Here is a 20212-nt window from a genome sequence, read left to right as displayed (position 1 = left end):
ACCTCCCGGAGGGTTCGCGTGGCCGTTCACTCGCCGTGTCCCCGGGGTGGCGGGGAGCCCCCGCCCCGTGCGCCTCCCGCGGCCCCTCCCCGCACGACCCCGTGCTCCCCCTCCGCCCGACCTAGACTCGATGCGTGCACGACCTTGCTCCCCTGGCCCGCTTCGGCGGCCTCGTCGCGACCGATCTCCGGGACGTCACCCACGACCCCGGGGCACTGGACTCCGCAGGCTTCTGGGCCGTCTGCGCGGACTTCGAAGGGCGCCTCACCTGCGCGCGCTTCGGGGACGTCCGGCCCGAACCGGTCCCCGCGCCCGTCCCGGGCGCCTGGCGCGGTCCCGCCCCCGGTGACTGGACGTCCTCGCTCGACCGCACCGCGTACACCGCGGCCGTACGGCGCGTGCGCGAGCACATCGCGCGCGGCGAGGTCTACCAGGCGAACCTCTGCCGGGTGCTGACCGCGCCGCTGCCGGACCCGGCCGCCGCCGACGTCGACGCCCTCACCGCCCTCCTGGCCCGGGGCAACCCCGCCCCCTATGCCGGAACGATCCGCCTGCCCGCCCACGGCGTGGAGATCGCCACGGCGTCCCCCGAGCTCTACCTGCGCAGGAAAGGGGCCCTCATCTCCTCCGGGCCCATCAAGGGCACCGGCCGCACCGCCGCCGACCTCCTCCCCAAGGACCACGCGGAGAACGTGATGATCGTCGACCTGGTCCGCAACGACCTGGGCCGCGTCAGCGAGACCGGCACCGTCGCCGTCCCCGAGCTCTGCGCCGTGGAGGAGCACCCCGGCCTGGTCCACCTCGTCTCCACGGTGACCGGACTCCTGCGCGAGGACGCCGGCTGGCCCGAGCTGCTCGACGCCACGTTCCCGCCCGGCTCCGTGACCGGTGCGCCCAAGTCCAGCGCGCTGCGGATCATCGAGGCACTGGAGACCGAGCCCCGGGGCCCGTACTGCGGAGGCATCGGCTGGGTCGACGCGGACGCGGGCACCGCCGAGCTGGCCGTCGGCATACGCACCTTCTGGATCGACCGCCCCGAGGGCGTGCTCCGCTTCGGCACCGGCGCCGGGATCACCTGGGGCTCCGACCCGGAGCGCGAGTGGGAGGAGACCGAGCTGAAGGCGGGCCGGCTCGTCGCGATAGCGTCGGGCGCCTACGAGTCATCGGGCGCCCACGAGTCTGGCGCCCGTGAGGCGAGCGGAAAGGCCATTTCTCGATGAAACTCTGGGTCAACGGCGGGCTGCACGACGCGGAGACCGCCCGGGTCTCCGTCCTGGACCACGGACTGACCGTCGGCGACGGCATCTTCGAGACGGTGAAGGCGGAGCGCGGCGAAACGTTTGCTCTCACCCTGCACCTGGAGCGCCTCACCCGCTCCGCCCGTGGCCTCGGCCTGCCCGACCCGGACCTCGACGAGGTCCGCCGCGCCTGCGCCGCCGTCCTGGAGGCGAACCCGATGGAGCTCGGCCGGCTCCGCATCACGTACACCGGCGGTCTCTCCCCGCTCGGCTCGGAGCGCGGCGACGCCGGGGCCAGCCTGGTCGTCGCCCTCGGCGAGACCGGGCGCCGCCCCGACGCCACCGCCGTGATCACCGTCCCCTGGACGCGCAACGAACGCGGCGCGCTCACGGGCCTCAAGACCACCTCGTACGCCGAGAACGTCGTCGCCCTCGCCCGGGCGCGCGAGCGGGGGGCCTCCGAGGCGCTCTTCGCCAACACCGTCGGGCAGCTCTGCGAGGGCACCGGCTCCAACGTCTTCGTCGTCGTCGACGGCACGATCCTCACCCCGCCCGTCTCCTCCGGCTGCCTCGCGGGCATCACGCGCGCGCTCGCCGTGGAGTGGACCGGAGCCGAGGAGACCGACCTGCCGCTGGACGTGCTGGGCCGCGCCGACGAGATCTTCCTGACCTCGACCCTGCGCGACGTCCAGGCCGTGCACCGGGTCGACGGCCGTGACCTCACGGACGCTCCCGGCCCCGTCACCGCCAAGGCGATGCGGATCTTCGACGAGCGCGCGGCCGCGGACCGGGACCCCGCGCTCGCGTAAATCGGGATGACGGACGGCTCCGGCGTGGGTAGAACAGCCATGATGACCACCACTCTGCGGCCGACCGAGCCGCTTCAGCAGTCCGCCGACGGCGGCCGTTCCCGCACGTTCGACATCTGTGTGAACAGCCGCCGGGTCGGCTCCGTCCACCTCGCCACCGATCAGGCCTTCGGTACGGCCTCCGGCCTGATCGAGGGGCTCCGGGTCGAAGAGCCCGACCGGGGCCGGGGCCGGGGCACCGTGGCGGCGCTCGCCGCGGAGGAGGTGCTGCGCGGCTGGGGCTGCGGCGAGGTGCAGATCTCGGTGCCCGCCGATGCGGAGGCCGCGGTCCGGATGGCCCGCGCGCTCGGGTACACCGAGCGCAGTCGCAACATGGTCAAGGAGCTGCCGGCCGAGGCGCCGCGGCTGCCGGAGGGCTTCGGGCACCGCCCGATGACCGAGGCGGAGTTCGAGGAGTGGTCCGCGAAGGCCCGGGCCGCCTTCGCGCAGAGCTGGATCGACCGGGGCGTCCCGGAGGACCAGGCCCTCGCCAAGGCAGAGGACAGCAACCGCCGCTTCCTCCCGCAGGGCCTCGCGACCCCGGGCGTCGCCGTGTCCGTCGCCGTGCGCGACGGGCAGGTCGTCGGTTTCCTGTGGGTGGGCCACCTCGAGCGCGAGCCCGGCAAGGGCACGGGCTTCGTCTTCGAGATCGAGGTCGTCGAGGAGCAGCGCGGGAAGGGGTACGGCCGGGGCCTCATGCTGCTCGCCGAGCACATCGCCCTGGCTGCCGGGGAGAGCCTGATCGAACTCCACGTGTTCGCGGGCAACACCCCGGCGATCCGGCTCTACGAGTCGCTCGGCTACCGCACGACGCTCCTCAACAGCGCGAAGCCGCTGCTCTGACGGCTACCGGTCCGCCAGCAGCCGGTCGGTGATCTCCTCGATCCGCTCCCGCAGGCCGTCCTGGCTCTGGCCGCCGTCCAGGCGCTCGCCGCCGACGACGTAGGTCGGGGTGCCCGTGACCTTGATCGCCTTGCCCTCGGCCTCGTCGGCGTCCACGGTCAGCAGGTGCCGGCCGTCGATCAGGGCCGTGTCGAACTCCTCGGCGTCCAGGCCCAGTTCCGTCGCGACCTCCAGGAGGACCGGCTCGCCCCGCTCGCCGAGCTCGGCGGTCCTGGCGAGGAGTGCCTCCGCGTACGCCCAGCCCTTGCCCTGCTCGACGGCCTCCTCGGCGGCCTGGGCGGCGGCGTACGCGTGCTTGTGCTTGGCCAGCGGGAAGTGGCGCAGCTGTACGTCGAGCCCGTCGCCGTACTTCTCGCGGAGCGCGCGGACGTCGTCGAGGGCCTGGAAGCAGTCGGGGCACTGGAGGTCGAACCACGCCTCCAGGACGACGGGGGAGGCGGGTGCGGTGGTGGAGTCGTTCATGACAGCAGTCTCCCTCACCGGGACCTGGGGAGGAGATCCCGGCCGGGTCGACCCGGAGATCTCCCTGAGACGGGCCCGTGAGCATGGCCGCGGACGGGTCCGGCGGTGCAGGATGGAAGGGACGTATCGCCCGGCACCTGGAGGATCGCATGCTCGCCGAGACCATCTGTTCCGCGGTGTCCGCGGCGGGCCTGGGCATCGCCGCGATTTCGGCGTACCGGAAGAAGTTCCTGTCGGCCGCCCGGATCGCTGCCTACGCCCTGGTGCCGCTCGGCCTGGTGATGACGGGCGCGGTCCAATGGCTCGTCGACACGGCCTTCAGCCCGGTGGCCTGGGCGGGCTTCGGCGTGCTCGGCGTCGCCTGCCTGCTCTTCCTGTCCACGAGGGCCGTGGAGCGGCGCAGGGCCGGCCGTGAGGTGACCACCGGGGGAGCGGGGCCGAGAGCCGTGGCCCCGGCCGCGTCGGCGCCCTCGCGTGCCGTGCCGGCGAAGCCGCAGGCCGGCCGGCCCGCCGGTGAGGACTTCAGCGACATCGAGGCGATTCTGAAGAAGCACGGAATCTGATCACTTCTGGCGATTCCGGTGTCCGTCCCCGTTCCGTGATCCACGGGAAGGGGTGAACGGCCCCCGCGCTGGGGCGTGTTGCGGGATTCGGCGGGCCGGGGGTGCGTCATCATCCCCCCGAGATGCTGGATACCTCGCGGGAGCCCGTGCCCGCCGCCACCGACGCCCCCGCCGAAGAGCCGCGAGGCTGCCTGTTCGCGCTCTCCCAGCCGCCGCTGATGATCTTCCTCGGGGTGATCGGCTGTCTGCTGCTGATGGCCGCGGTGCACGATCTCTTCGTACTCTGACCCGCCCGGGCCCGGACCTCGGCCTCGGCCCGACCCTCGGGTCCGGCCCGCGGCGGGGGCGGTCAGCCCGCGGCTTCCTTGCGGCGCGCCCGGTACGCGGCCACGTGCAGACGGTTGCCGCAGGTGCGGCTGTCGCAGTAGCGGCGGGAGCGGTTGCGCGAGAGGTCGACGAAGGCCCGGCCGCAGTCCGGCGCCTCGCAGCGCCGCAGCCGCTCCTGCTCGCCCGCCACCACGATGAACGCGAGGGCCATGCCACAGTCGGCCGCGAGGTGGTCCGCCACCGAGGCGCCCGGCGCGAAGTAGTGCACGTGCCAGTCGTAGCCGTCGTGGTCGGTGAGCTGGGGGGTGGTGCCCGCGCCCGCCACCAGCTGGTTGATCAGCGGGGCGGCGATCCGCGCCTCGGGCGCGGAGAAGACCGCCGCGAACTTCTCGCGCACCTCGCGCACCGCGCGCAGGTCGTCGGACCCGAGCTCGCCCACGCCGCTGACCTTGTGCGCGTCCAGGAAGTCGTGGAGCTCGTGGAGGTCCGAGAGCTCGTCGGCGCGCTCGCCCTGGGGCGCGGTGTTCATCAGATCGACGACGGTGTCGAGGGCGATCCGGGTGTCGTGGGGGATCAGCACGATTCGCTCCCTGGCCGGCCGCGTGCGGGTGCCCGCGGAATGGCGCTGACTTTAGCGCGCCCCGGAAAACGACACCGGCGCCCACCACCGCGCCGGCTGCGCGGTGGGAGCGCCGGATCTCGTGCCTATGTGACTGACCGCGCGGCGCCGTCTCCCCGAGTCGGACGGCGCCGTGCGGCTCTCGGCCTGGCTCAGCTGTCGGCCAGGATGTGGGAGAGCTCGGTGTCGAGATCGAAGTGCCGGTGCTCGGTGCCCGGTGGCACCGCGGCGTCGGTCCTCTTCAGGAACGACTCCAGGGCCCTCGCCGGGGCCTCGAGCAGGGCTTCTCCCTCGGGAGAACTCAACGCGATGCAGACGACTCCCTGACCGTGACTACGGGATGGCCAGACGCGGACGTCGCCCGTGCCGGTGGGCCGGTGCAGCCCCTCGGCGAGAAGGTCGCGGGCGAAGACCCACTCGACCGTCTCTTCGGCTCCGGTGTGGAAGGTGGCGTGCACGGCATACGGATCGGCCGTGTCATACCGCAGGCCCGCGGGTACAGGCAGTGAGGACTCGCTCGACACAACGAGGCGCAGGTGCAGCTCGCAGCTGACCGTGGTGTTCATAAGCGCCAGGGCCTTTCGCTCAGTGTGCGCTCGGGGATTCGCACGTCGGCGAAATCGACATGCCACCTACGGTGCCGTTGTAAACCCCTCTGTCGGTTTTGTGATCGTTCAGGTAGCTCGTATGGGCGCGTGTGACCTGCGGTAATACCGCCATTCCGGTGGGGGCTCCCCGTCCGGTAGGTTGGGGACCATGAATGCGGAGAGTGACGAGCGCACCGGGGAGTCCGCAGGCGGCCAGGAGGCCGAACTGGGATCCCGCGCACCGGAGTTCATCAAGTCCCGCCGGGGCCTGCATCTGAGCTGGCAGGTCGGCGTCTTCATCGTGGGACTCGCCGTGGTCGGCGCCGGAGTGGTGATGCTGCCGCTCCCCGGGCCCGGCTGGCTGGTCATCTTCGGCGGCATGGCGATCTGGGCGACCGAGTTCGTCTGGGCCCAGCTCGTGCTCCGCTGGACCAAGCGCAAGGTCACGGAGGCCGCCCAGCGCGCCCTCGACCCCAAGGTCCGCCGCCGGAACATCATCCTCACCACCATCGGTCTGGTGATCATCGCCGCACTCCTCGGGGTCTACCTCTGGAAGTTCGGCTTCGTCATGCCGTGGAAGATCGACGAGTGATCATCCGATGGTTCGGGAGCCCCGCTGACATGGGGTAATGTTTGCGGTGCGCCCGGGCGATTAGCTCAGTGGGAGAGCACTTCGTTCACACCGAAGGGGTCACTGGTTCGAACCCAGTATCGCCCACCACCCGGATCGAAGGCCCGGAGACGGAACACCGTCTCCGGGCCTTCGGCGTCTCACCGCATCCGCGCGAGCCGCTCCCGCAGGCGCCTGGCGTCCCGCCGCCGCTGCTCGTACGTGGCGCCCACCGCGAGCAGCAGCAGCCCCGCCAGGGCCGGCGGCAGCCAGCGCGGCAGCGCGCCGACCGCCTGCACCACGTACGGCGCCAGCTCGTGCAGCCCGTCCATCGCGAGCACCGTGCCGCCGAGGAGCAGCAGCGCCTGGAGCCGGAAGCGGGCGCCGAGCAGCGTCACCACGAGCGCCGCGACCCCCAGGGCCAGCGGGCGGGCCCACTCCGGGTCCGTCCAGGCCGCGCACAGGCTCGGCAGCAGCGTCACCGCGAGACCGGGGCCGTACGCCGTCCAGGACGAGGCCTCCGGGTCCCGGCGCCGCCGCAGGAACCCGAAGGCCAGCGCCGGCACCGTCACCGGGAGCGTGTACGCCTCCGGGGTCGTCACGTCCCAGACCGCGAGCCGCACCCAGGTGGCCAGCAGGAACAGCACCGCCGCCGTCCACGAGGCGAACCGCCGCCGCTCGGGCCGCACCGCCGTCGCCGCTGCGATCACCCCGCCCAGGGCCAGCGCGAGCGCGAGGAAGGCGGGCCGGGACGCGGTGAACCCGAGGGCGAGCAGCCCCACGGCCCCGCCCGTGATCTCGACCGCCAGGGCCACCGGGCGCGGCGCCCTGGCGCCGACGGCCGCGGTCGCCGCCGGGACGAGCAGCAGTGCGAGCGCCGTCCAGTGGTCCTCGAACCCGCCCGCGGCCGCCACCGCGAACACGAGCCCCGTCGCCGCGAGCACGGCTCCGCAGGCGGAGGCCACACGGCGCGCGCCCGTGCCGAGGACCGCGACGCCCGTGAGGAGCGCGAGGACCGCAGCGAGCGCGGTGAAGGTGGCCCCCCGGACGTCCAGGGCCAGGGCGACGGCGCTCACGGCGGACGCGAGACCGCCGGTGTACGCGAGCCGGCCGAGAACGGTCGCGGGCTCCCGGGGAGGCGCCTGCGGGCGCGGCGCCCACGCGTGCCAGGGGGTCCCGGGCCCGTGGGCCGCCGGCCCGGAGGGGGCGCCGGCCGGGGCCGCGGGCGTGGCAGGCGCAGGTGTGGCGGGAGGGGCCGTGGGTTCCGACTCCTGGGGCGTGGCCGAGCCGCCGGTCTCCGGTGTGCCCGTGCCCGGCTGTCCGGCCGGAGCGGTGGCCGCGCGCAGGCCGCGCGTCAGCGGGCCCGGGCGGACCGCGAGCCCGAGGGCCGCCGCCGTCGTGACCAGCTGGAGGGCGAGCGTCGCCGCGTACGGGAGGCCGGACGAGACCGGCAGGGCCGTGAGCAGCGCCCAGGCCAGGGCGAGCGCCCCGCACCGGGCCCAGAGCCGGGGGAGGGCCGCGAGAGCCGCCACGGCCACCGCCAGGACCAGGACGGCCGTCGCCGGGTACGAGGTCAGGTCACGCGCGGCGTGCTCGCCCGACCAGACGTCCGTCGTCCGCGCCACCGGCCCGAGGAGCCCCGCCACCGCCGGCGGCAGCGCCCACACGACCCCGAGCGCCGCTACACCGGCGCCCGCGCCGGCGAGGCCGAGCCGGATGCCGCGCGGCACCCGGACACCTGCACCGGCGCCGCCCGCGCCCGACGCCCCGGAAGGGCTTCCGGCCGGGACGGTCGTGACCGGAGCCCCGGAACCCTCGCCCGCCTCGCCCGCCCAGCCCGCCGAGCCCGACAGCTCGGAACCGCGCCCGCCCCACCGCCACACCGAGGCGAGGGCCAGCGCGCACAGGTCGTAGCCCGGCACCGCCCAGTCCGCGGGGAGCGCCGTGCGCAGGAGGCCGCCGGCGGCCGTCAGGGCCGCCAGGCCCGCGAGCGCCGAAGCCGCCACCGCGAACGCGGGAGCGCGCCAGGCCGCGTACAGAGCCACCGCCGCACCCGCGAGGAGGAGCGGAGCGCCGCTCCACGGGGAGACCAGGGAGAGCCAGCCGCCCGTCAGCAGCGCCCAGCCGCCCAGCGCGGCCGCGGCGGTGCCCGCCGTGATCCGGACCGCCGCGGGGCGGGTCCACAGCACGACCGCGGCATCCGCGGTCGCCGTGACCAGCGCCGCCCACGCGAAGGCCGTCGACCCGCCGCCGGCCGCGAGGACACCCACCGGCAGCGGCAGCTGCGCCGCGACCACGGCGACCGGCAGCGGGATCCGCAGCCGGGACAGCGCCGAGCCGTACGCCGTCCACACCCCCGCGAGGACCGCCGACGCCACCGCCGTGTACCCGAGGCCGTCCGTCTCCGCGAGCGCCACCCGGTGCAGCGCGTACGCGTCCAGCACCGTCAGGACCAGACCCAGCGCCGCCACCGACTCGGCCGTCGACACCAGACCCCGGCGCAGCAGCGCCACCGGCGCCGCGAGCGCCGCGCCGGTCACCACGGCCAGCACCGTCGCGCGGGCGCCGATGCCCATCGAGCCCCAGCTCACCAGGGTGAAGGCGACCGCCGCGATCGTCAGCAGCGTGCCGCCGAGCGTCAGCAGCACGTTCTGCGCGCTGTGGGGCGTCGAGTCCGCGACCGGCGGACGCGGGCGGAGCGGGGCCGCCGCGAGCGGCGGGTACAGCACCTGGACCAGCCAGGCGCGGCGGGCCAGCAACTGGGACCGGCGCGCGTCGAGTTGCGCCAGCTCGCGGTCGACGAGCACCAGCTCGTCCGCGGGCGGCAGGGAGTTGTCCATACCCGGAGTGTGGCTCCGGCCACCGCCGGCGGGAATGCGTCCCGGTACTCAGATTCCCGCCTGAGTACGCCCACACTGGGGGCATGGACTGGTGCCGGTACCGCTTCCGCTGCGACTGGCGGCTCGCCGCCCCGCCCGACGCCGTCTACGCGGTCCTCGAACGGGCGGAGGAGTACCCCCGCTGGTGGCCGCAGGTCCGCGAGGTCGTCCCCCTCGACGACACCACCGGCACCGCCCGCTTCCGTTCCCTCCTGCCGTACGACCTCGTCGTCACCGCCTCGGCGCTGCGCCGGGACCCGGCTGCCCGCGTCCTGGAGGTCGGCCTCGGCGGGGACCTGGAGGGCTGGGCCCGCTGGACCCTCACCCCGGAAGGGGGCGGCACCCACGTCCTGTACGAGCAGGAGGTCGAGGTCCGGGCCCTGCTGCTGCGGGCCCTCGCGGTCCCCGGGCGGCCCTTCTTCCGCGCCAACCACGCCCTGATGATGCGCGGCGGACGGCGGGGACTCGCGGCCCGCCTGCGCGCGGTTTGAACCGGAGGCGCGAAGGCCTGTATGGTTCAACCCGTTCCCGGGCGATTAGCTCAGCGGGAGAGCACTTCGTTCACACCGAAGGGGTCACTGGTTCGATCCCAGTATCGCCCACCGGGTAGAGGCCGGTCCGTCGAAAGACGGACCGGCCTCTGTCATGTGGTCACGCCGCCGTGCGCAGTTCCGGCCGCAGCGGCCACGCCGGGTCCACCGTCTCCGGCGTCCCCTGCCGGGTGAACCAGGCCTGGAGCCCCCGCGCCTGCGCCGCGTGCCACACCGCCTGGAGCGTGTGGAGCTCCGCCGGTGTCAGCCGCTCCAGACGGGACGAGAAGCGCCGCGCCACAGCCCGTACGACATCCATCGCGGCCGCCGCGTCCGCCGCCGCGTCGTGCGCTCCGGCCAGCTCCACCTCGTAGTGGGCGCACAGGTCCGTCAGCGTCCTGCGGCCCTTGCGGTAGCGGTCCAGGTGCTTGTCCAGGACCCGTGGGTCGAGCACGGTCAGCGGGCTGCCCGCCGTGTAGTTCCCCAGCGACGAGGCCCGGTGCCGGCGCAGCTCCCGGTCCAGGATCGTCAGGTCGAACGGGGCGTTCATCACCACCAGCGGCCGCCCCGCCGCCGACTGCTCGGCCAGCGCGCGCGCCAGCTCCTCCATCACCGGGGCCGGCCACCGGCCGTTCCGCTGGAGGTGATCGTCCGTCAGCCCGTGGACGGCCGTGGCCCCCTCCGGCACCGGTATGCCGGGGTTGACCAGCCAGCGCGTCACCCGCGGACGCGCCCCCTCCGTGTCCTGGACGACGAGGGCGGCCGAGACGATCCGGTCCTCCTCGACGTCAACTCCTGTGGTCTCCGTGTCGAAAGCGGCCAGGGGCCCTTCGTACCAGTGCATCGACATCCCCGAACTCCCTGCACACGTGCGGCAGATGGCCAACCCCCTGCCCCGAAACGGTGATACCCGGACTGTTTGCGTCGTACGCGGACCGGTCACAACACAAGGGACGGGGAAGGAACACTGACATGGCGCTCGCCCAGCCCGAGTCGGGAGGGCTGCCGCCCCAGCGGGTGGCACCGACACGCGGCTCACTCGCCACCACCGCCTGCATGGAGACCCTTCAGGTGGGATACCTGCACGCCGTCGCCGCCGCGGCCGGCTGCTCGCTGTCCCAGCCCTTTCCGGACAACGGCATCGACTGGCACGTGAGCCACAGCGCTCCCGGGCACACCGTCGACGACGAAGTGACCATCAAGGTGCAGCTCAAGTGCACCTACCAGATACCGCCGCGCGCGCCGGGGAGCGCGTCCACGGCCTTCTCCTTCACCCTCGACAACGACCACCTGGTGAAACTCGCCCGGACGCCGGTGTCCGTGCACAAGATCCTGGTGGTGATGCTCGTCCCGAGGGCGCAGGAGGACTGGCTGAGAGCGGGCCACGACCGGCTCGACCTGCGGCACTGCTGCTACTGGATCAACCTGGCCGGACACCCGGTCACGGGACGGCGCCGGACCACCGTGCGCATCCCGACGACACGGATCTTCGACGACCGGGCGCTCTGCGAGATCATGACCCGGGTCGGGGTGGGAGGGAGACCTTGATGCACCGACCGATCGACGAACCGAGGTTCGGGGACGAGGGGGACGGGGCCGGGCGCGGCCCCGTCCCCCCGCCCTACCGGCCCCATCCCGCGCCCGGCGAGACGCCCGGGCCCTGGACCGGAATCCCCGCCCCGCCCATCGGGCCCTGGGCCGACGCCCAGGGCACACCCGATCCGGGCAGGGTCGACCCCCGGGTCCTCGGCGCCCTGCTCGCCCGCCACGGCTGGCGCCGCCGAGGGGGCGCCGTCGGCCGCTACAGCCGCTGGACGCCGCCCGGCACCGGCGCCGGCACGAGCCTCCTCGTCCCGGAGAGCCGCGCCTTCCCGGACTGCGAGGACCTGCTCGGCGAGGCGCTCACCGCCCTCGCCCGCAGCGCCACGCCCTCCGCCCGCGAGGTCCTCACCGGCCTCTCCGTACCCAGCGACGAGATCCGCTGGTGGCGCGACGTGCCCCCGGGCCCGGCCGGCACCGTCCCCTGGACGGTGCAGGAGCAGCTCAGGTCCGCCGCCCGCCAGCTCCTCCTCGCCGGCGCCCTCGCCGTGCGCGGCCGGGCCGGCTACTACGGCGCCCGCCACCGGCGCGCCGCCCAGACCTCCCTGGAGACCGTCGTCGTCGGCGCGGCGCCCGGCGGGCGCGGCCTCACCGCCTTCCTGCCGGTCGAACCGGGGCGCCCGATCGCCGTCCGGCTCTACCACGCGCTGCACGCCGCCCGTGAGGCCACCGACTACCAGCGGGCCACGGGGGGCATGGAGGCCTTCGACACCGCCGTCGAGGCCGGCGTCAGCCGGGAGCTCACCGAGGCGCTCGTCGCCCTCGTCCGGGGCACCGAGGGCGCCCGCATCGCCCTGGAGTGGGCCCCGGCCGCGGGGGCGCCCGAGGGGTGCGCGGCCCGGCCCGAACCGGTCGAGTTCTCGCCCGGGGACCTGCCCGCGCTGCGGGAGGCGAGCGCCCGCTACCTCACCGACGAGCCCTCCGTGCCGGTCCGGCTCACCGGCGCCGTCGTCCGCATGCGCCGCTCCGGGCCGCGCGGCGAGGGGATCGTACGGCTCCGGGTGCTCGGCGGGGCGGAGGTCCCGCACGTCCGGGTGGCCCTCGACGAGGAGGCGTACCGCACGGCCGGCCACGCCCACCTCGTCGGCCTCCCGATCCGGGTCGTGGGGCGCCTGGAGAGCCGTGGCGGGTTCCGCCGCCTCACCGACGCCTCCGGGGTCGTCCCCGTCCAGGTCGACGAGACGGAACGGGACCGGCTGCTCAAGGCGCTCCACGAGAACCTCGACTTCTTCGAGGAGGCGTGCGGGCCCGAGGAGGAGTAGGGCGGGGGTGGCGCCCCGGGAAACCCCTTCGCGAGGCGGCGCCCCGGGAAACCCCTTCGCGGGGCGGCGCCCCGGGAAACCCTTTCGCGGGCGGTGCGAACCGGTCGGTAAGATCGGTGGCGACGCGGCACCTCGTCTCTGCCGCGCGTCGCCGGCGCCGGCACCTCGTGTCTGCCAGCGCCCTTATGTATGGAGTACCCGTGTCTGATGTCCGTGTGACCGTCCAGTCCGCCTCGGAGGCAGAGGAGAGGGCGGTGAGCGCGGGCACCACCGCCGGCGCCCTGTTCGCCGACGACCGCACCGTCATCGCCGCCCGCGTGGGCGGCGAACTGAAGGACCTGTCGTACGAGCTCGCCGACGGCGATGTCGTCGAGGGCGTCGAGATCTCCTCCCCGGACGGTCTCGACATCCTGCGCCACTCGACCGCGCACGTCATGGCCCAGGCCGTGCAGGAGCTCTTCCCCGAGGCCAAGCTGGGCATCGGCCCGCCGGTCCGGGACGGCTTCTACTACGACTTCGACGTCGAGAAGCCCTTCACCCCCGAGGACCTCAAGGTCATCGAGAAGAAGATGCAGGAGATCCAGAAGCGCGGCCAGCGCTTCGCCCGCCGCGTGGTGACCGATGAGGCCGCCCGCGAGGAGCTGGCGGACGAGCCGTACAAGCTGGAGCTCATCGGCATCAAGGGCTCCGCGTCGACCGACGACGGCGCGAGCGTCGAGGTGGGCGGCGGCGAGCTGACCATCTACGACAACCTCGACGCCAAGACCGGCGACCTGTGCTGGAAGGACCTCTGTCGCGGTCCGCACCTGCCGACCACCCGGAACATCCCGGCGTTCAAGCTGATGCGCAACGCGGCCGCCTACTGGCGCGGCAGCGAGAAGAACCCGATGCTCCAGCGCATCTACGGCACCGCCTGGCCGTCGAAGGACGAGCTGAAGGCGCACCTCGACTTCCTGGCCGAGGCCGAGAAGCGCGACCACCGCAAGCTGGGCAACGAGCTCGACCTCTTCTCGATCCCGGACGAGATCGGCTCCGGCCTCGCCGTCTTCCACCCCAAGGGCGGCATCATCCGCCGGGTCATGGAGGACTACTCGCGCAAGCGCCACGAGGAGGAGGGCTACGAGTTCGTCTACTCGCCGCACGCCACCAAGGGCAAGCTGTTCGAGAAGTCGGGCCACCTCGACTGGTACGCCGAGGGCATGTACCCCCCCATGCAGCTCGACGAGGGCGTGGACTACTACCTCAAGCCCATGAACTGCCCGATGCACAACCTGATCTTCGACGCGCGCGGACGCTCCTACCGTGAGCTGCCGCTGCGCCTGTTCGAGTTCGGCACCGTGTACCGGTACGAGAAGTCGGGCGTCGTCCACGGTCTGACCCGGGCCCGCGGCTTCACCCAGGACGACGCGCACATCTACTGCACCCGCGAGCAGATGGCCGACGAGCTGGACCGCACCCTCACCTTCGTGCTGAACCTGCTCCGCGACTACGGTCTGACCGACTTCTACCTGGAGCTGTCGACCAAGGACCCGGAGAAGTTCGTCGGCTCGGACGAGGTGTGGGAGGAGGCCACCGCGGTCCTCCAGCAGGTCGCCGAGAAGCAGGGCCTCCCGCTGACCCCCGACCCGGGCGGCGCCGCGTTCTACGGCCCGAAGATCTCGGTGCAGGCGCGGGACGCCATCGGCCGCACCTGGCAGATGTCGACCGTGCAGCTCGACTTCAACCTGCCGGAGCGCTTCGACCTGGAGTACACCTCCCCGGACGGCACCAAGCAGCGCCCGGTCATGATCCACCGCGCGCTGTTCGGCTCGATCGAGCGGTTCTTCGCCGTGCTCCTCGAGCACTACGCGGGCGCGATGCCGCCGTGGCTGGCGCCGGTCCAGGCGACCGGCATCCCGATCGGCGACGCGCACGTCGACTACCTGCACGAGTTCGCCGCCAAGGCGAAGAAGCAGGGCCTTCGGGTGGAGGTCGACTCCTCCTCCGACCGCATGCAGAAGAAGATCCGGAACGCGCAGAAGCAGAAGGTGCCGTTCATGATCATCGCTGGTGACGAGGACATGGCCGCCGGTGCCGTCTCCTTCCGCTACCGCGACGGCTCGCAGGAGAACGGCATCCCCGTCGACGAGGCGATCGCCAAGCTCGCCAAGGTCGTCGAGGACCGCGTCCAGGTCTGACGCACGCGTATCGCGGTCAGGAGGCCCCCGGGGATCGCCCCGGGGGCCTCCTGGTGCGTCGGGTCCCGTCAGCCCTCGCCCTCCCGGCGGAAGACCTGGATCAGCCAGGACGAGAACGAGCCCGTCACCGCGCCGAGCAGGGCCAGGCCGCAGGCCATCATGCCCACCGCGACCAGCCGGCCCAGCGGTGTCACGGGCACGACGTCCCCGTAGCCGACGGTCGCCAGCGTCGCGCAGGCCCACCACACCGCGTCGCCGAAGGTGACGATGGACGCGCCCGGGGCGCCGTACTCGACGTCGTAGACGGTGAGCGCGCCGGCGAAGCCGAGCAGCGTCGCGGAGAGCCCCGCGTACGCCATGACGCGGGCGTAGAGAGTGAGCCGGGGCTCCTGATTCCGGCGCTGGGCCCGGTCGTACGCGGTCACCACCCGCAGCGGCCGCAGCAGCGGCAGGATCAGTACCACCGTGTCCAGGAAGTGGCGGCGCACGAAGCGCAGCGGGCCGAGACCGCTCAGCCTGAGGCGTACCGCGTAGTCGACGACGAACACGGCCCAGGAGGAGAACAGGAGGGCGAGGCAGACGTCGTGCCAGCCGGCGGGCAGGTCGCGGCCGAGGATCCGCATCGCGTAGCTGCCGAGGAAGACGAGGGAGGTCACCGTCAGGGGGACGTCCATCCGACGGTCCCAGCGCTCCTGCCCCGGGGGAACGGGCGGCCTGTCCTTCATCCGATCAGCATGGCCCCTGCAAGGATCTTCCGCCCCGGCGACACGTTCCGAACGGGCGACGCAATATGCTGCTGGGCATGACGACTGAGCCGGAGCAGCAGATCGGAGTGGGGACGCAGGACGCGTTCCAGCGCCTGTGGACGCCTCACCGGATGGCGTACATCCAGGGCGAGAACAAGCCGACCGGGCCGGGGGCCGAGGACGGCTGTCCGTTCTGTGCGATTCCGTCGAAGTCGGACGAGGACGGCCTGGTGATCGCGCGCGGCCGGAGCGTGTACGCGGTGCTCAACCTCTACCCGTACAACGGTGGTCACCTGATGGTGGTCCCGTACCGTCACGTCGCCGACTACACCGACCTCGACGAGGCCGAGACCGTCGAGCTCGCCGACCTCACCAAGCGCGCGATGGTCGCGCTGCGGGCGGCCTCCGGCGCGCACGGCTTCAACATCGGCATGAACCAGGGCGCCGTCGCGGGCGCCGGCATCGCCGCCCACCTGCACCAGCACGTGGTGCCGCGCTGGGGCGGGGACACCAACTTCATGCCGGTCGTCGGGCACACCAAGGTGCTGCCCCAGCTGCTCGCCGACACCCGGAAGATGCTGGCCGACGCGTGGCCGGCCACCCTCTGAAACCCTGAGCCGCCCTCTGAAACCCCTGAGCCGCGCGGCTGGACCCCTGAGCCGCGCGGCGGACCCGGGTCAGGCGTCGTAGACGTCGGCCTTCTTCGGACCCGGCTCCTGGATGCCGCCGCTGAGCACCAGCGAGCGGTTGGTGAAGCGCTCCGTCTCCACGTTGTGCTCGTCGAGGACCTTGAGCGTCGCGGCGTGCACGGCGCGGAGCACGGGCGTGGCCATGCGGATGGCGTCGTCGGCCATGAAGCGGTTCTTCCAGAGCGGCCCGGCCCAGACGTGCCGCAGACCGAACGGCTCGGGCAGGCTCATCTTGCCGCCGAGGAACTCCAGGACCGGCGGGTACCAGGTGAGCGGGGCGCGCACCGCGAGCCGGACGATGTCGTTGGTCGTCAGGAGCGGCTGCTGGATCTCCTTCGTCTCCCAGAAGCGGACGGTCTTGGAGACCTCCTTGGTCTTCGCCTTCGGCTTCGTGGTGAAGAGGCCGTGGACGGGGCCGAGCGCATGACCGGTGACCTCGATCCGCAGCGTGTGGTGGAGCGAGGTGACGGTGACCATCATGGTGAGGACGAGATTCCCGTCCCAGAGGGTGAACTGCACGCCGAGGTAGTGGCGGTTGCCCGCGCCGAACTGCTGGTCGTTGCAGATGCGCTGTATCTCGTGCGGCTTGACCTGGTAGTGGACGATGTTGTCGCCCTCGGGGCGGCTGACCTCGTCGGCGCCCTCGCCGACCGGGGACACGATCCAGTGCTTGACCGTCGGCTTGGGGAAGCCGGTCTTCAGGGAGCCGCGCTCCAGGAGCGCCAGCTCGTCGTGGATCCTGCGGACGACGTCCCACGCGCGGAAGGCGTGGAGCTCCTTGCCGGCCTGCGGGACCAGCTCCTCGGCGAGCGTCCAGCTGCCCCAGCGGGTGCCCAGGCCGAGGATCCCCTTGGTGCCGGCGTAGAAGACGATGTTGGACTGCTGCTCGGCGGAGAGCTTCTCCAGGTTGACCCGGAGCGCCTCGGCGGACTTCTCGCCCGGGTCCCGCGGGGCGGACTTGGGGACGTGCGGGCCGACCCCGCCGCCGCCGAGCAGACCGCTCCAGCGCTCACGCAGGTCGATCGCGGCGTTCAGGCAGATCCGGCTCGCGAGGAACCAGCCTACGACCGGGGCCACCACCATGGCGCGCAGGTAGTTCGGCAGGATCCCGTCGAAGGGCAGCTTGAGCAGGACGAGCGCGGCGAAGATCCCGGCGGCCCAGAGGAGGGCGGTGCCGAGGGCGCTGTTGCGCTTGTTCTCGGAGCCGGCGACGAGGCGGCGGAGCTGGATGACGCCGAGCCACAGCAGCAGGCCCGGCAGGAAGAGGACCCCGCAGAAGAACGTGACCAGGGTCAGCTTCACGTCCCGCTGCCTGCGCAGATGGGTCGCGGCCAGGCAGTGCTCCACGACCGGCTGCGGTTCGGCCCCGAAGGACTGGATCAGCGCCTTGCGGGCGCCGCCGAGCATCCGGACCTGGACCGCGCGGGAGAAGGCCTCGCCGAGGTCGGGGCTGAAGAGCCCCCACTTCCCCTCCTTGACCGTGGTCTTGTAGAGGTCGTTGTCGGCGTCCTGGATGGTCTTCAGAGGACTGTCCCGGTACGCGGCGGACGCGAGCGCGTTCGTCGCGCCCGTGCCGCCTCCCGTGCTCTGGAGGGGGATCTGTGCCCCGGGTCCGAAACCGTCGATCGCCACTGCCGCCCCCATCGCGCGCGAGTATCTGTGCGGGCTGTTCCCAACTGCCGTGCCCCGCACACCTTCTGAGCTGGGCACCACAGCGTAACCGGGTACGGCACGATGCGTCACGGCCTGTGGATGTCGACGACCGAATGACGTCCGCCCGGCACGCGCCGGGCGGACGTGCACCCCTGTCGCTCGGTCAACTAGGAGCCTTTTTCGGCCTGTTCGCGGATCTTCTCCGCCAGCTGAGGAGGCATCGGCTCGTGCCGGGCGTACGTGCGGTCGAACCGTCCGGTGCCGTGCGAGATCGAACGCAGATCGATCGCGTACCGCCCGATCTCGATCTCCGGCACCTCGGCCCGGACCACGGTCCGTCCCGGCCCCGCCTGGTCGGTGCCGACGACCCGGCCGCGCCGTCCCGACAGGTCGCTCATGACCGGGCCGACGTACTCGTCGGGGACGAGGACCTCGACCTGGGCGACCGGCTCCAGGAGGTGGACGGGCACCTCGGCGGCCGCCTCGCGCAGTGCCAGCGCCCCGGCCGTCTGGAACGCGGCGTCGGAGGAGTCCACCGAGTGGGCCTTGCCGTCCCGCAGGGTGACCCGGATGTCGACGAGGGGATGCCCGGCGGCGAGCCCCCGCGCGGCCTGCGCCCGTACGCCCTTCTCCACGGACGGGACGAACTGGCGCGGCACCGCGCCGCCGACCACCTTGTCCACGAACTCGATGCCGCTGCCCGGCGGCAGCGGCTCCACGTCGATCTCGCAGATGGCGTACTGGCCGTGGCCGCCGGACTGCTTGACGTGCCGGCCCCGGCCCGATGCGGCGCCGCCGAAGGTCTCGCGCAGCGCCACCTTGTACGGCACGGCGTCGACCTGCACCCCGTACCGGCCGCGCAGCCGCTCCAGGGCGACGTCCTGATGGGCCTCGCCCAGACACCACAGCACCACCTGCCGGGTGTCCTGGTTCTGTTCGAGCCGCAGCGTCGGGTCCTCGGCGACCAGCCGGGAGAGGCCCTGCGAGAGCCGGTCCTCGTCGGCCTTGCCGTGGGCCTGGACGGCCAGCGGCAGCAGCGGCTCCGGCATGGTCCACGGCTCCATCAGGAGCGGATCGTCCTTGGCGGAGACGGTGTCACCGGTCTCCGCGCGGCCGAGCCGGGCGACACAGGCGAGGTCCCCGGCGATGCACTCCGCGAGCGGCCGCTGCTGCCGGCCGAACGGGGAGGTGAGCCCGCCGGTCCGCTCGTCCGCCTCGTGGAGTTCCTGACCGTCGTGCGACCGGTCGGCGAGGCCGTGACCCGAGATGTGCACGGTCTCGTCGGGGCGCAGGGTGCCGGAGAAGACCCTGACCAGGGAGATCCGGCCCACGTAGGGGTCGGCGGCCGTCTTGACGACCTCGGCGACCAGCGGCCCGTCAGGGTCGCAGGTGATCGCCGGCCGGGAGCGGCCGTCGGGGGTGGTGACCGCGGGCGCCTCGTGCTCCAGCGGGGAGGGGAAGCCGCCGGTGATCAGCTCCAGGAGCTCCAGGGTGCCGAGGCCCTGCGTCCCGCCGTCGGCCGCGGGGGCGGCCGCGAGCACCGGATGGAAGGTGCCCCGGGCGACCGCCTTCTCCAGGTCGTCGACGAGGGTCTTCACGTCGATCTCCTCGCCGCCGAGGTAGCGGTCCATGAGGGTCTCGTCCTCGCTCTCGGCGATGATCCCCTCGATGAGCCGGGCACGGGCCTCCGCGATGAGCTCCCGCTGCGCCTCGTCGGGCCGGTCCTCCCGGCGCACCCCCGAGGAGTAGTCGAAGATCCGCTCCGAGAGCAGGCCGACCAGGCCGGTCGCGGGCGCGTGCCCGTCGGCGCCCTCGGCGCCGCGCACCGGAAGGTAGAGGGGGAGGACCGCGTCGGGGTCGTCCCTGCCGAAGAGCCCGGCGCAGACGGCGGTGAGCTCGGTGAAGTCGGTGCGGGCGGTGTCCAGGTGGGTGACGACGATGGCGCGGGGCATGCCGACGGCGGCGCACTCCTCCCAGATCGCGCGCGTGGAGGCGGCGACGGCGTCGGCCTCCTGGGCGGCCGAGACGACGAAGAGGGCCGCGTCCGCCGCACGCAGACCGGCCCTCAGCTCCCCGACGAAGTCGGCGTACCCGGGGGTGTCGAGGAGATTGATCTTGTATCCGTCCCAGCCGACCGGGACGAGGGAGAGTTGCACGGACCGCTGCTGGCGGTGCTCGATCTCGTCGTAGTCGGAGACGGTGCCGCCGTCCTCGACCCGCCCGGCCCGGTTGACCGCCCCCGCGGTCTGCGCCAGCGCCTCGACGAGCGTCGTCTTGCCCGATCCGCTGTGGCCGACCAGCACCACGTTCCGCACGGCCGAGGGCCGGTCGGCCGTAGGAGCCCTGCCGGCGGCTCCGGCGGGCGTCTTCGCCTTGTCACCCATGATGTGTTCCTCCCGACTGCTCGCACGGTGCGGCGGGACGCGGGCGCGGGGGAGTGGTGTGTCGCGGTACGGCTCCGGCGGTGCCCGCGGTGGTCCTTCGAGCTTTGCACCGACGCCAGGACGCGTCCATACGTCG

19 protein-coding genes and 2 tRNA genes are annotated in these 20212 nt (G+C 73.1%); 13 read left to right on the top strand and 8 right to left on the bottom strand.

Going from position 1 to position 20212, the window contains the following annotated elements; translation table 11 throughout:
* The first annotated feature begins 134 nt into the window (after window positions 1-134).
* The 3 genes from ACN9MM_RS07895 to ACN9MM_RS07885 are packed head-to-tail and all read left to right on the top strand — an operon-like array spanning window position 135 to window position 2929.
* A complete protein-coding gene (locus ACN9MM_RS07895) occupies window positions 135-1220 on the top strand; it encodes a chorismate-binding protein (RefSeq protein ID WP_426362957.1) in 1086 nt (361 codons plus the stop codon).
* On the top strand, window positions 1217-2047 hold the full coding sequence (locus ACN9MM_RS07890) for an aminotransferase class IV (protein ID WP_426362956.1): 831 nt from the start codon (window positions 1217-1219) through the stop codon (window positions 2045-2047). Before ACN9MM_RS07895 ends, ACN9MM_RS07890 begins: the two co-directional genes overlap by 4 nt.
* Window positions 2048-2089: 42 nt before the next feature.
* Entirely contained in the window at window positions 2090-2929 is an 840-nt protein-coding gene (locus tag ACN9MM_RS07885; protein ID WP_426362955.1) for a GNAT family N-acetyltransferase, read from the top strand.
* Window positions 2930-2932: 3 nt separating this feature from the next.
* Here the strand turns inward: ACN9MM_RS07885 and ACN9MM_RS07880 are convergent, their stop codons facing one another.
* Window positions 2933-3451 carry a DsbA family protein gene (locus tag ACN9MM_RS07880; protein WP_426362954.1) on the bottom strand — a complete coding sequence of 173 codons (519 nt, stop codon included), beginning with the start codon at window positions 3449-3451 and terminating at the stop codon, window positions 2933-2935.
* A 149-nt stretch (window positions 3452-3600) separates the two neighbouring features.
* On the opposite strand from ACN9MM_RS07880, the gene ACN9MM_RS07875 reads away from it, so the two are divergent.
* Both ACN9MM_RS07875 and ACN9MM_RS07870 read left to right on the top strand, forming a co-directional pair.
* Window positions 3601-4014 (top strand): hypothetical protein, encoded by a 414-nt coding sequence (locus ACN9MM_RS07875; RefSeq protein ID WP_426362953.1) that lies wholly within the window; start codon window positions 3601-3603, stop codon window positions 4012-4014.
* 122 nt (window positions 4015-4136) lie between these two features.
* On the top strand, window positions 4137-4301 hold the full coding sequence (locus ACN9MM_RS07870) for a hypothetical protein (protein ID WP_177181792.1): 165 nt from the start codon (window positions 4137-4139) through the stop codon (window positions 4299-4301).
* 62 nt (window positions 4302-4363) lie between these two features.
* Here ACN9MM_RS07870 and ACN9MM_RS07865 read toward each other — a convergent pair whose 3' ends face one another.
* Both ACN9MM_RS07865 and ACN9MM_RS07860 read right to left on the bottom strand, forming a co-directional pair.
* The gene (locus ACN9MM_RS07865) at window positions 4364-4921 is read right to left on the bottom strand and encodes a CGNR zinc finger domain-containing protein (protein WP_382866969.1); all 558 of its coding nucleotides are present in this window, start codon (window positions 4919-4921) and stop codon (window positions 4364-4366) included.
* 191 nt (window positions 4922-5112) lie between these two features.
* Window positions 5113-5526 carry an SsgA family sporulation/cell division regulator gene (locus ACN9MM_RS07860; protein WP_015032345.1) on the bottom strand — a complete coding sequence of 138 codons (414 nt, stop codon included), beginning with the start codon at window positions 5524-5526 and terminating at the stop codon, window positions 5113-5115.
* Between the two features lie 190 nt (window positions 5527-5716).
* On the opposite strand from ACN9MM_RS07860, the gene ACN9MM_RS07855 reads away from it, so the two are divergent.
* Both ACN9MM_RS07855 and ACN9MM_RS07850 read left to right on the top strand, forming a co-directional pair.
* On the top strand, window positions 5717-6139 hold the full coding sequence (locus tag ACN9MM_RS07855; RefSeq protein ID WP_383670073.1) for a TIGR02611 family protein: 423 nt from the start codon (window positions 5717-5719) through the stop codon (window positions 6137-6139).
* A 54-nt stretch (window positions 6140-6193) separates the two neighbouring features.
* Window positions 6194-6268, top strand: a tRNA-Val gene (locus tag ACN9MM_RS07850).
* Window positions 6269-6318: 50 nt separating this feature from the next.
* Here the strand turns inward: ACN9MM_RS07850 and ACN9MM_RS07845 are convergent.
* Entirely contained in the window at window positions 6319-8997 is a 2679-nt protein-coding gene (locus ACN9MM_RS07845) for an SCO7613 C-terminal domain-containing membrane protein (RefSeq protein WP_426362952.1), read from the bottom strand.
* 83 nt (window positions 8998-9080) lie between these two features.
* Here ACN9MM_RS07845 and ACN9MM_RS07840 point away from each other — a divergent pair, with 83 nt between their 5' ends.
* Complete coding sequence (locus ACN9MM_RS07840; protein ID WP_426362951.1) at window positions 9081-9527, top strand: SRPBCC family protein; 447 nt, start codon at window positions 9081-9083, stop codon at window positions 9525-9527.
* 39 nt (window positions 9528-9566) lie between these two features.
* Window positions 9567-9638 (top strand) — tRNA-Val (locus ACN9MM_RS07835).
* Window positions 9639-9687: 49 nt separating this feature from the next.
* Here ACN9MM_RS07835 and ACN9MM_RS07830 read toward each other — a convergent pair.
* Complete coding sequence (locus tag ACN9MM_RS07830; protein WP_426362950.1) at window positions 9688-10416, bottom strand: 3'-5' exonuclease; 729 nt, start codon at window positions 10414-10416, stop codon at window positions 9688-9690.
* A 122-nt stretch (window positions 10417-10538) separates the two neighbouring features.
* On the opposite strand from ACN9MM_RS07830, the gene ACN9MM_RS07825 reads away from it, so the two are divergent.
* From ACN9MM_RS07825 to thrS, 3 genes are all read left to right on the top strand, one after another.
* Window positions 10539-11114, top strand: a complete 576-nt coding sequence (locus tag ACN9MM_RS07825) for a DUF4365 domain-containing protein (protein ID WP_382866955.1) — start codon at window positions 10539-10541, stop codon at window positions 11112-11114.
* Complete coding sequence (locus tag ACN9MM_RS07820; RefSeq protein ID WP_426362949.1) at window positions 11114-12427, top strand: hypothetical protein; 1314 nt, start codon at window positions 11114-11116, stop codon at window positions 12425-12427. The genes ACN9MM_RS07825 and ACN9MM_RS07820 overlap by 1 nt, the downstream gene beginning before the upstream one ends.
* Before the next feature lie 200 nt (window positions 12428-12627).
* The gene (gene thrS / locus ACN9MM_RS07815; RefSeq protein WP_426362948.1) at window positions 12628-14604 is read left to right on the top strand and encodes a threonine--tRNA ligase; all 1977 of its coding nucleotides are present in this window, start codon (window positions 12628-12630) and stop codon (window positions 14602-14604) included.
* 68 nt (window positions 14605-14672) lie between these two features.
* Here the strand turns inward: thrS and ACN9MM_RS07810 are convergent, their stop codons facing one another.
* On the bottom strand, window positions 14673-15329 hold the full coding sequence (locus ACN9MM_RS07810) for a potassium channel family protein (protein ID WP_426362947.1): 657 nt from the start codon (window positions 15327-15329) through the stop codon (window positions 14673-14675).
* A gap of 65 nt (window positions 15330-15394) precedes the next feature.
* Here ACN9MM_RS07810 and ACN9MM_RS07805 point away from each other — a divergent pair, with 65 nt between their 5' ends.
* A complete protein-coding gene (locus ACN9MM_RS07805; RefSeq protein WP_426362946.1) occupies window positions 15395-15958 on the top strand; it encodes an HIT family protein in 564 nt (187 codons plus the stop codon).
* Between the two features lie 69 nt (window positions 15959-16027).
* Here the strand turns inward: ACN9MM_RS07805 and ACN9MM_RS07800 are convergent, their stop codons facing one another.
* Window positions 16028-17683: a hypothetical protein gene (locus tag ACN9MM_RS07800; RefSeq protein WP_426362945.1), complete on the bottom strand. Its 1656-nt coding sequence runs from the start codon at window positions 17681-17683 to the stop codon at window positions 16028-16030.
* Window positions 17684-17859: 176 nt separating this feature from the next.
* Window positions 17860-20076 (bottom strand): elongation factor G-like protein EF-G2, encoded by a 2217-nt coding sequence (locus ACN9MM_RS07795; protein WP_426362944.1) that lies wholly within the window; start codon window positions 20074-20076, stop codon window positions 17860-17862.
* Window positions 20077-20212: the final 136 nt, after the last annotated feature.

Source organism: Streptomyces sp. E-08, assembly GCF_049913095.1.
Classification (GTDB): Bacteria; Actinomycetota; Actinomycetes; order Streptomycetales; family Streptomycetaceae; genus Streptomyces.
The sequence above is the reverse complement of the archived record's forward strand: the minus strand, read 5'-3'. Positions and strand labels throughout refer to the sequence as shown.

Bases quoted from the DNA above. Each gene is read 5' to 3' on its own strand.
- ACN9MM_RS07890 (WP_426362956.1), top strand. From the start codon at position 1,217: ATGAAACTCTGGGTCAACGGCGGGCTGCACGACGCGGAGACCGCCCGG.
- ACN9MM_RS07885 (WP_426362955.1), top strand. From the start codon at position 2,090: ATGACCACCACTCTGCGGCCGACCGAGCCGCTTCAGCAGTCCGCCGAC.
- ACN9MM_RS07880 (WP_426362954.1), bottom strand. From the start codon at position 3,451: ATGAACGACTCCACCACCGCACCCGCCTCCCCCGTCGTCCTGGAGGCG.
- ACN9MM_RS07875 (WP_426362953.1), top strand. From the start codon at position 3,601: ATGCTCGCCGAGACCATCTGTTCCGCGGTGTCCGCGGCGGGCCTGGGC.
- ACN9MM_RS07870 (WP_177181792.1), top strand. From the start codon at position 4,137: ATGCTGGATACCTCGCGGGAGCCCGTGCCCGCCGCCACCGACGCCCCC.
- ACN9MM_RS07860 (WP_015032345.1), bottom strand. From the start codon at position 5,526: ATGAACACCACGGTCAGCTGCGAGCTGCACCTGCGCCTCGTTGTGTCG.
- ACN9MM_RS07855 (WP_383670073.1), top strand. From the start codon at position 5,717: ATGAATGCGGAGAGTGACGAGCGCACCGGGGAGTCCGCAGGCGGCCAG.
- ACN9MM_RS07845 (WP_426362952.1), bottom strand. From the start codon at position 8,997: ATGGACAACTCCCTGCCGCCCGCGGACGAGCTGGTGCTCGTCGACCGC.
- ACN9MM_RS07840 (WP_426362951.1), top strand. From the start codon at position 9,081: ATGGACTGGTGCCGGTACCGCTTCCGCTGCGACTGGCGGCTCGCCGCC.
- ACN9MM_RS07830 (WP_426362950.1), bottom strand. From the start codon at position 10,416: ATGTCGATGCACTGGTACGAAGGGCCCCTGGCCGCTTTCGACACGGAG.
- ACN9MM_RS07825 (WP_382866955.1), top strand. From the start codon at position 10,539: ATGGCGCTCGCCCAGCCCGAGTCGGGAGGGCTGCCGCCCCAGCGGGTG.
- ACN9MM_RS07820 (WP_426362949.1), top strand. From the start codon at position 11,114: ATGCACCGACCGATCGACGAACCGAGGTTCGGGGACGAGGGGGACGGG.
- ACN9MM_RS07810 (WP_426362947.1), bottom strand. From the start codon at position 15,329: ATGAAGGACAGGCCGCCCGTTCCCCCGGGGCAGGAGCGCTGGGACCGT.
- ACN9MM_RS07805 (WP_426362946.1), top strand. From the start codon at position 15,395: ATGCTGCTGGGCATGACGACTGAGCCGGAGCAGCAGATCGGAGTGGGG.
- ACN9MM_RS07800 (WP_426362945.1), bottom strand. From the start codon at position 17,683: ATGGGGGCGGCAGTGGCGATCGACGGTTTCGGACCCGGGGCACAGATC.
- ACN9MM_RS07795 (WP_426362944.1), bottom strand. From the start codon at position 20,076: ATGGGTGACAAGGCGAAGACGCCCGCCGGAGCCGCCGGCAGGGCTCCT.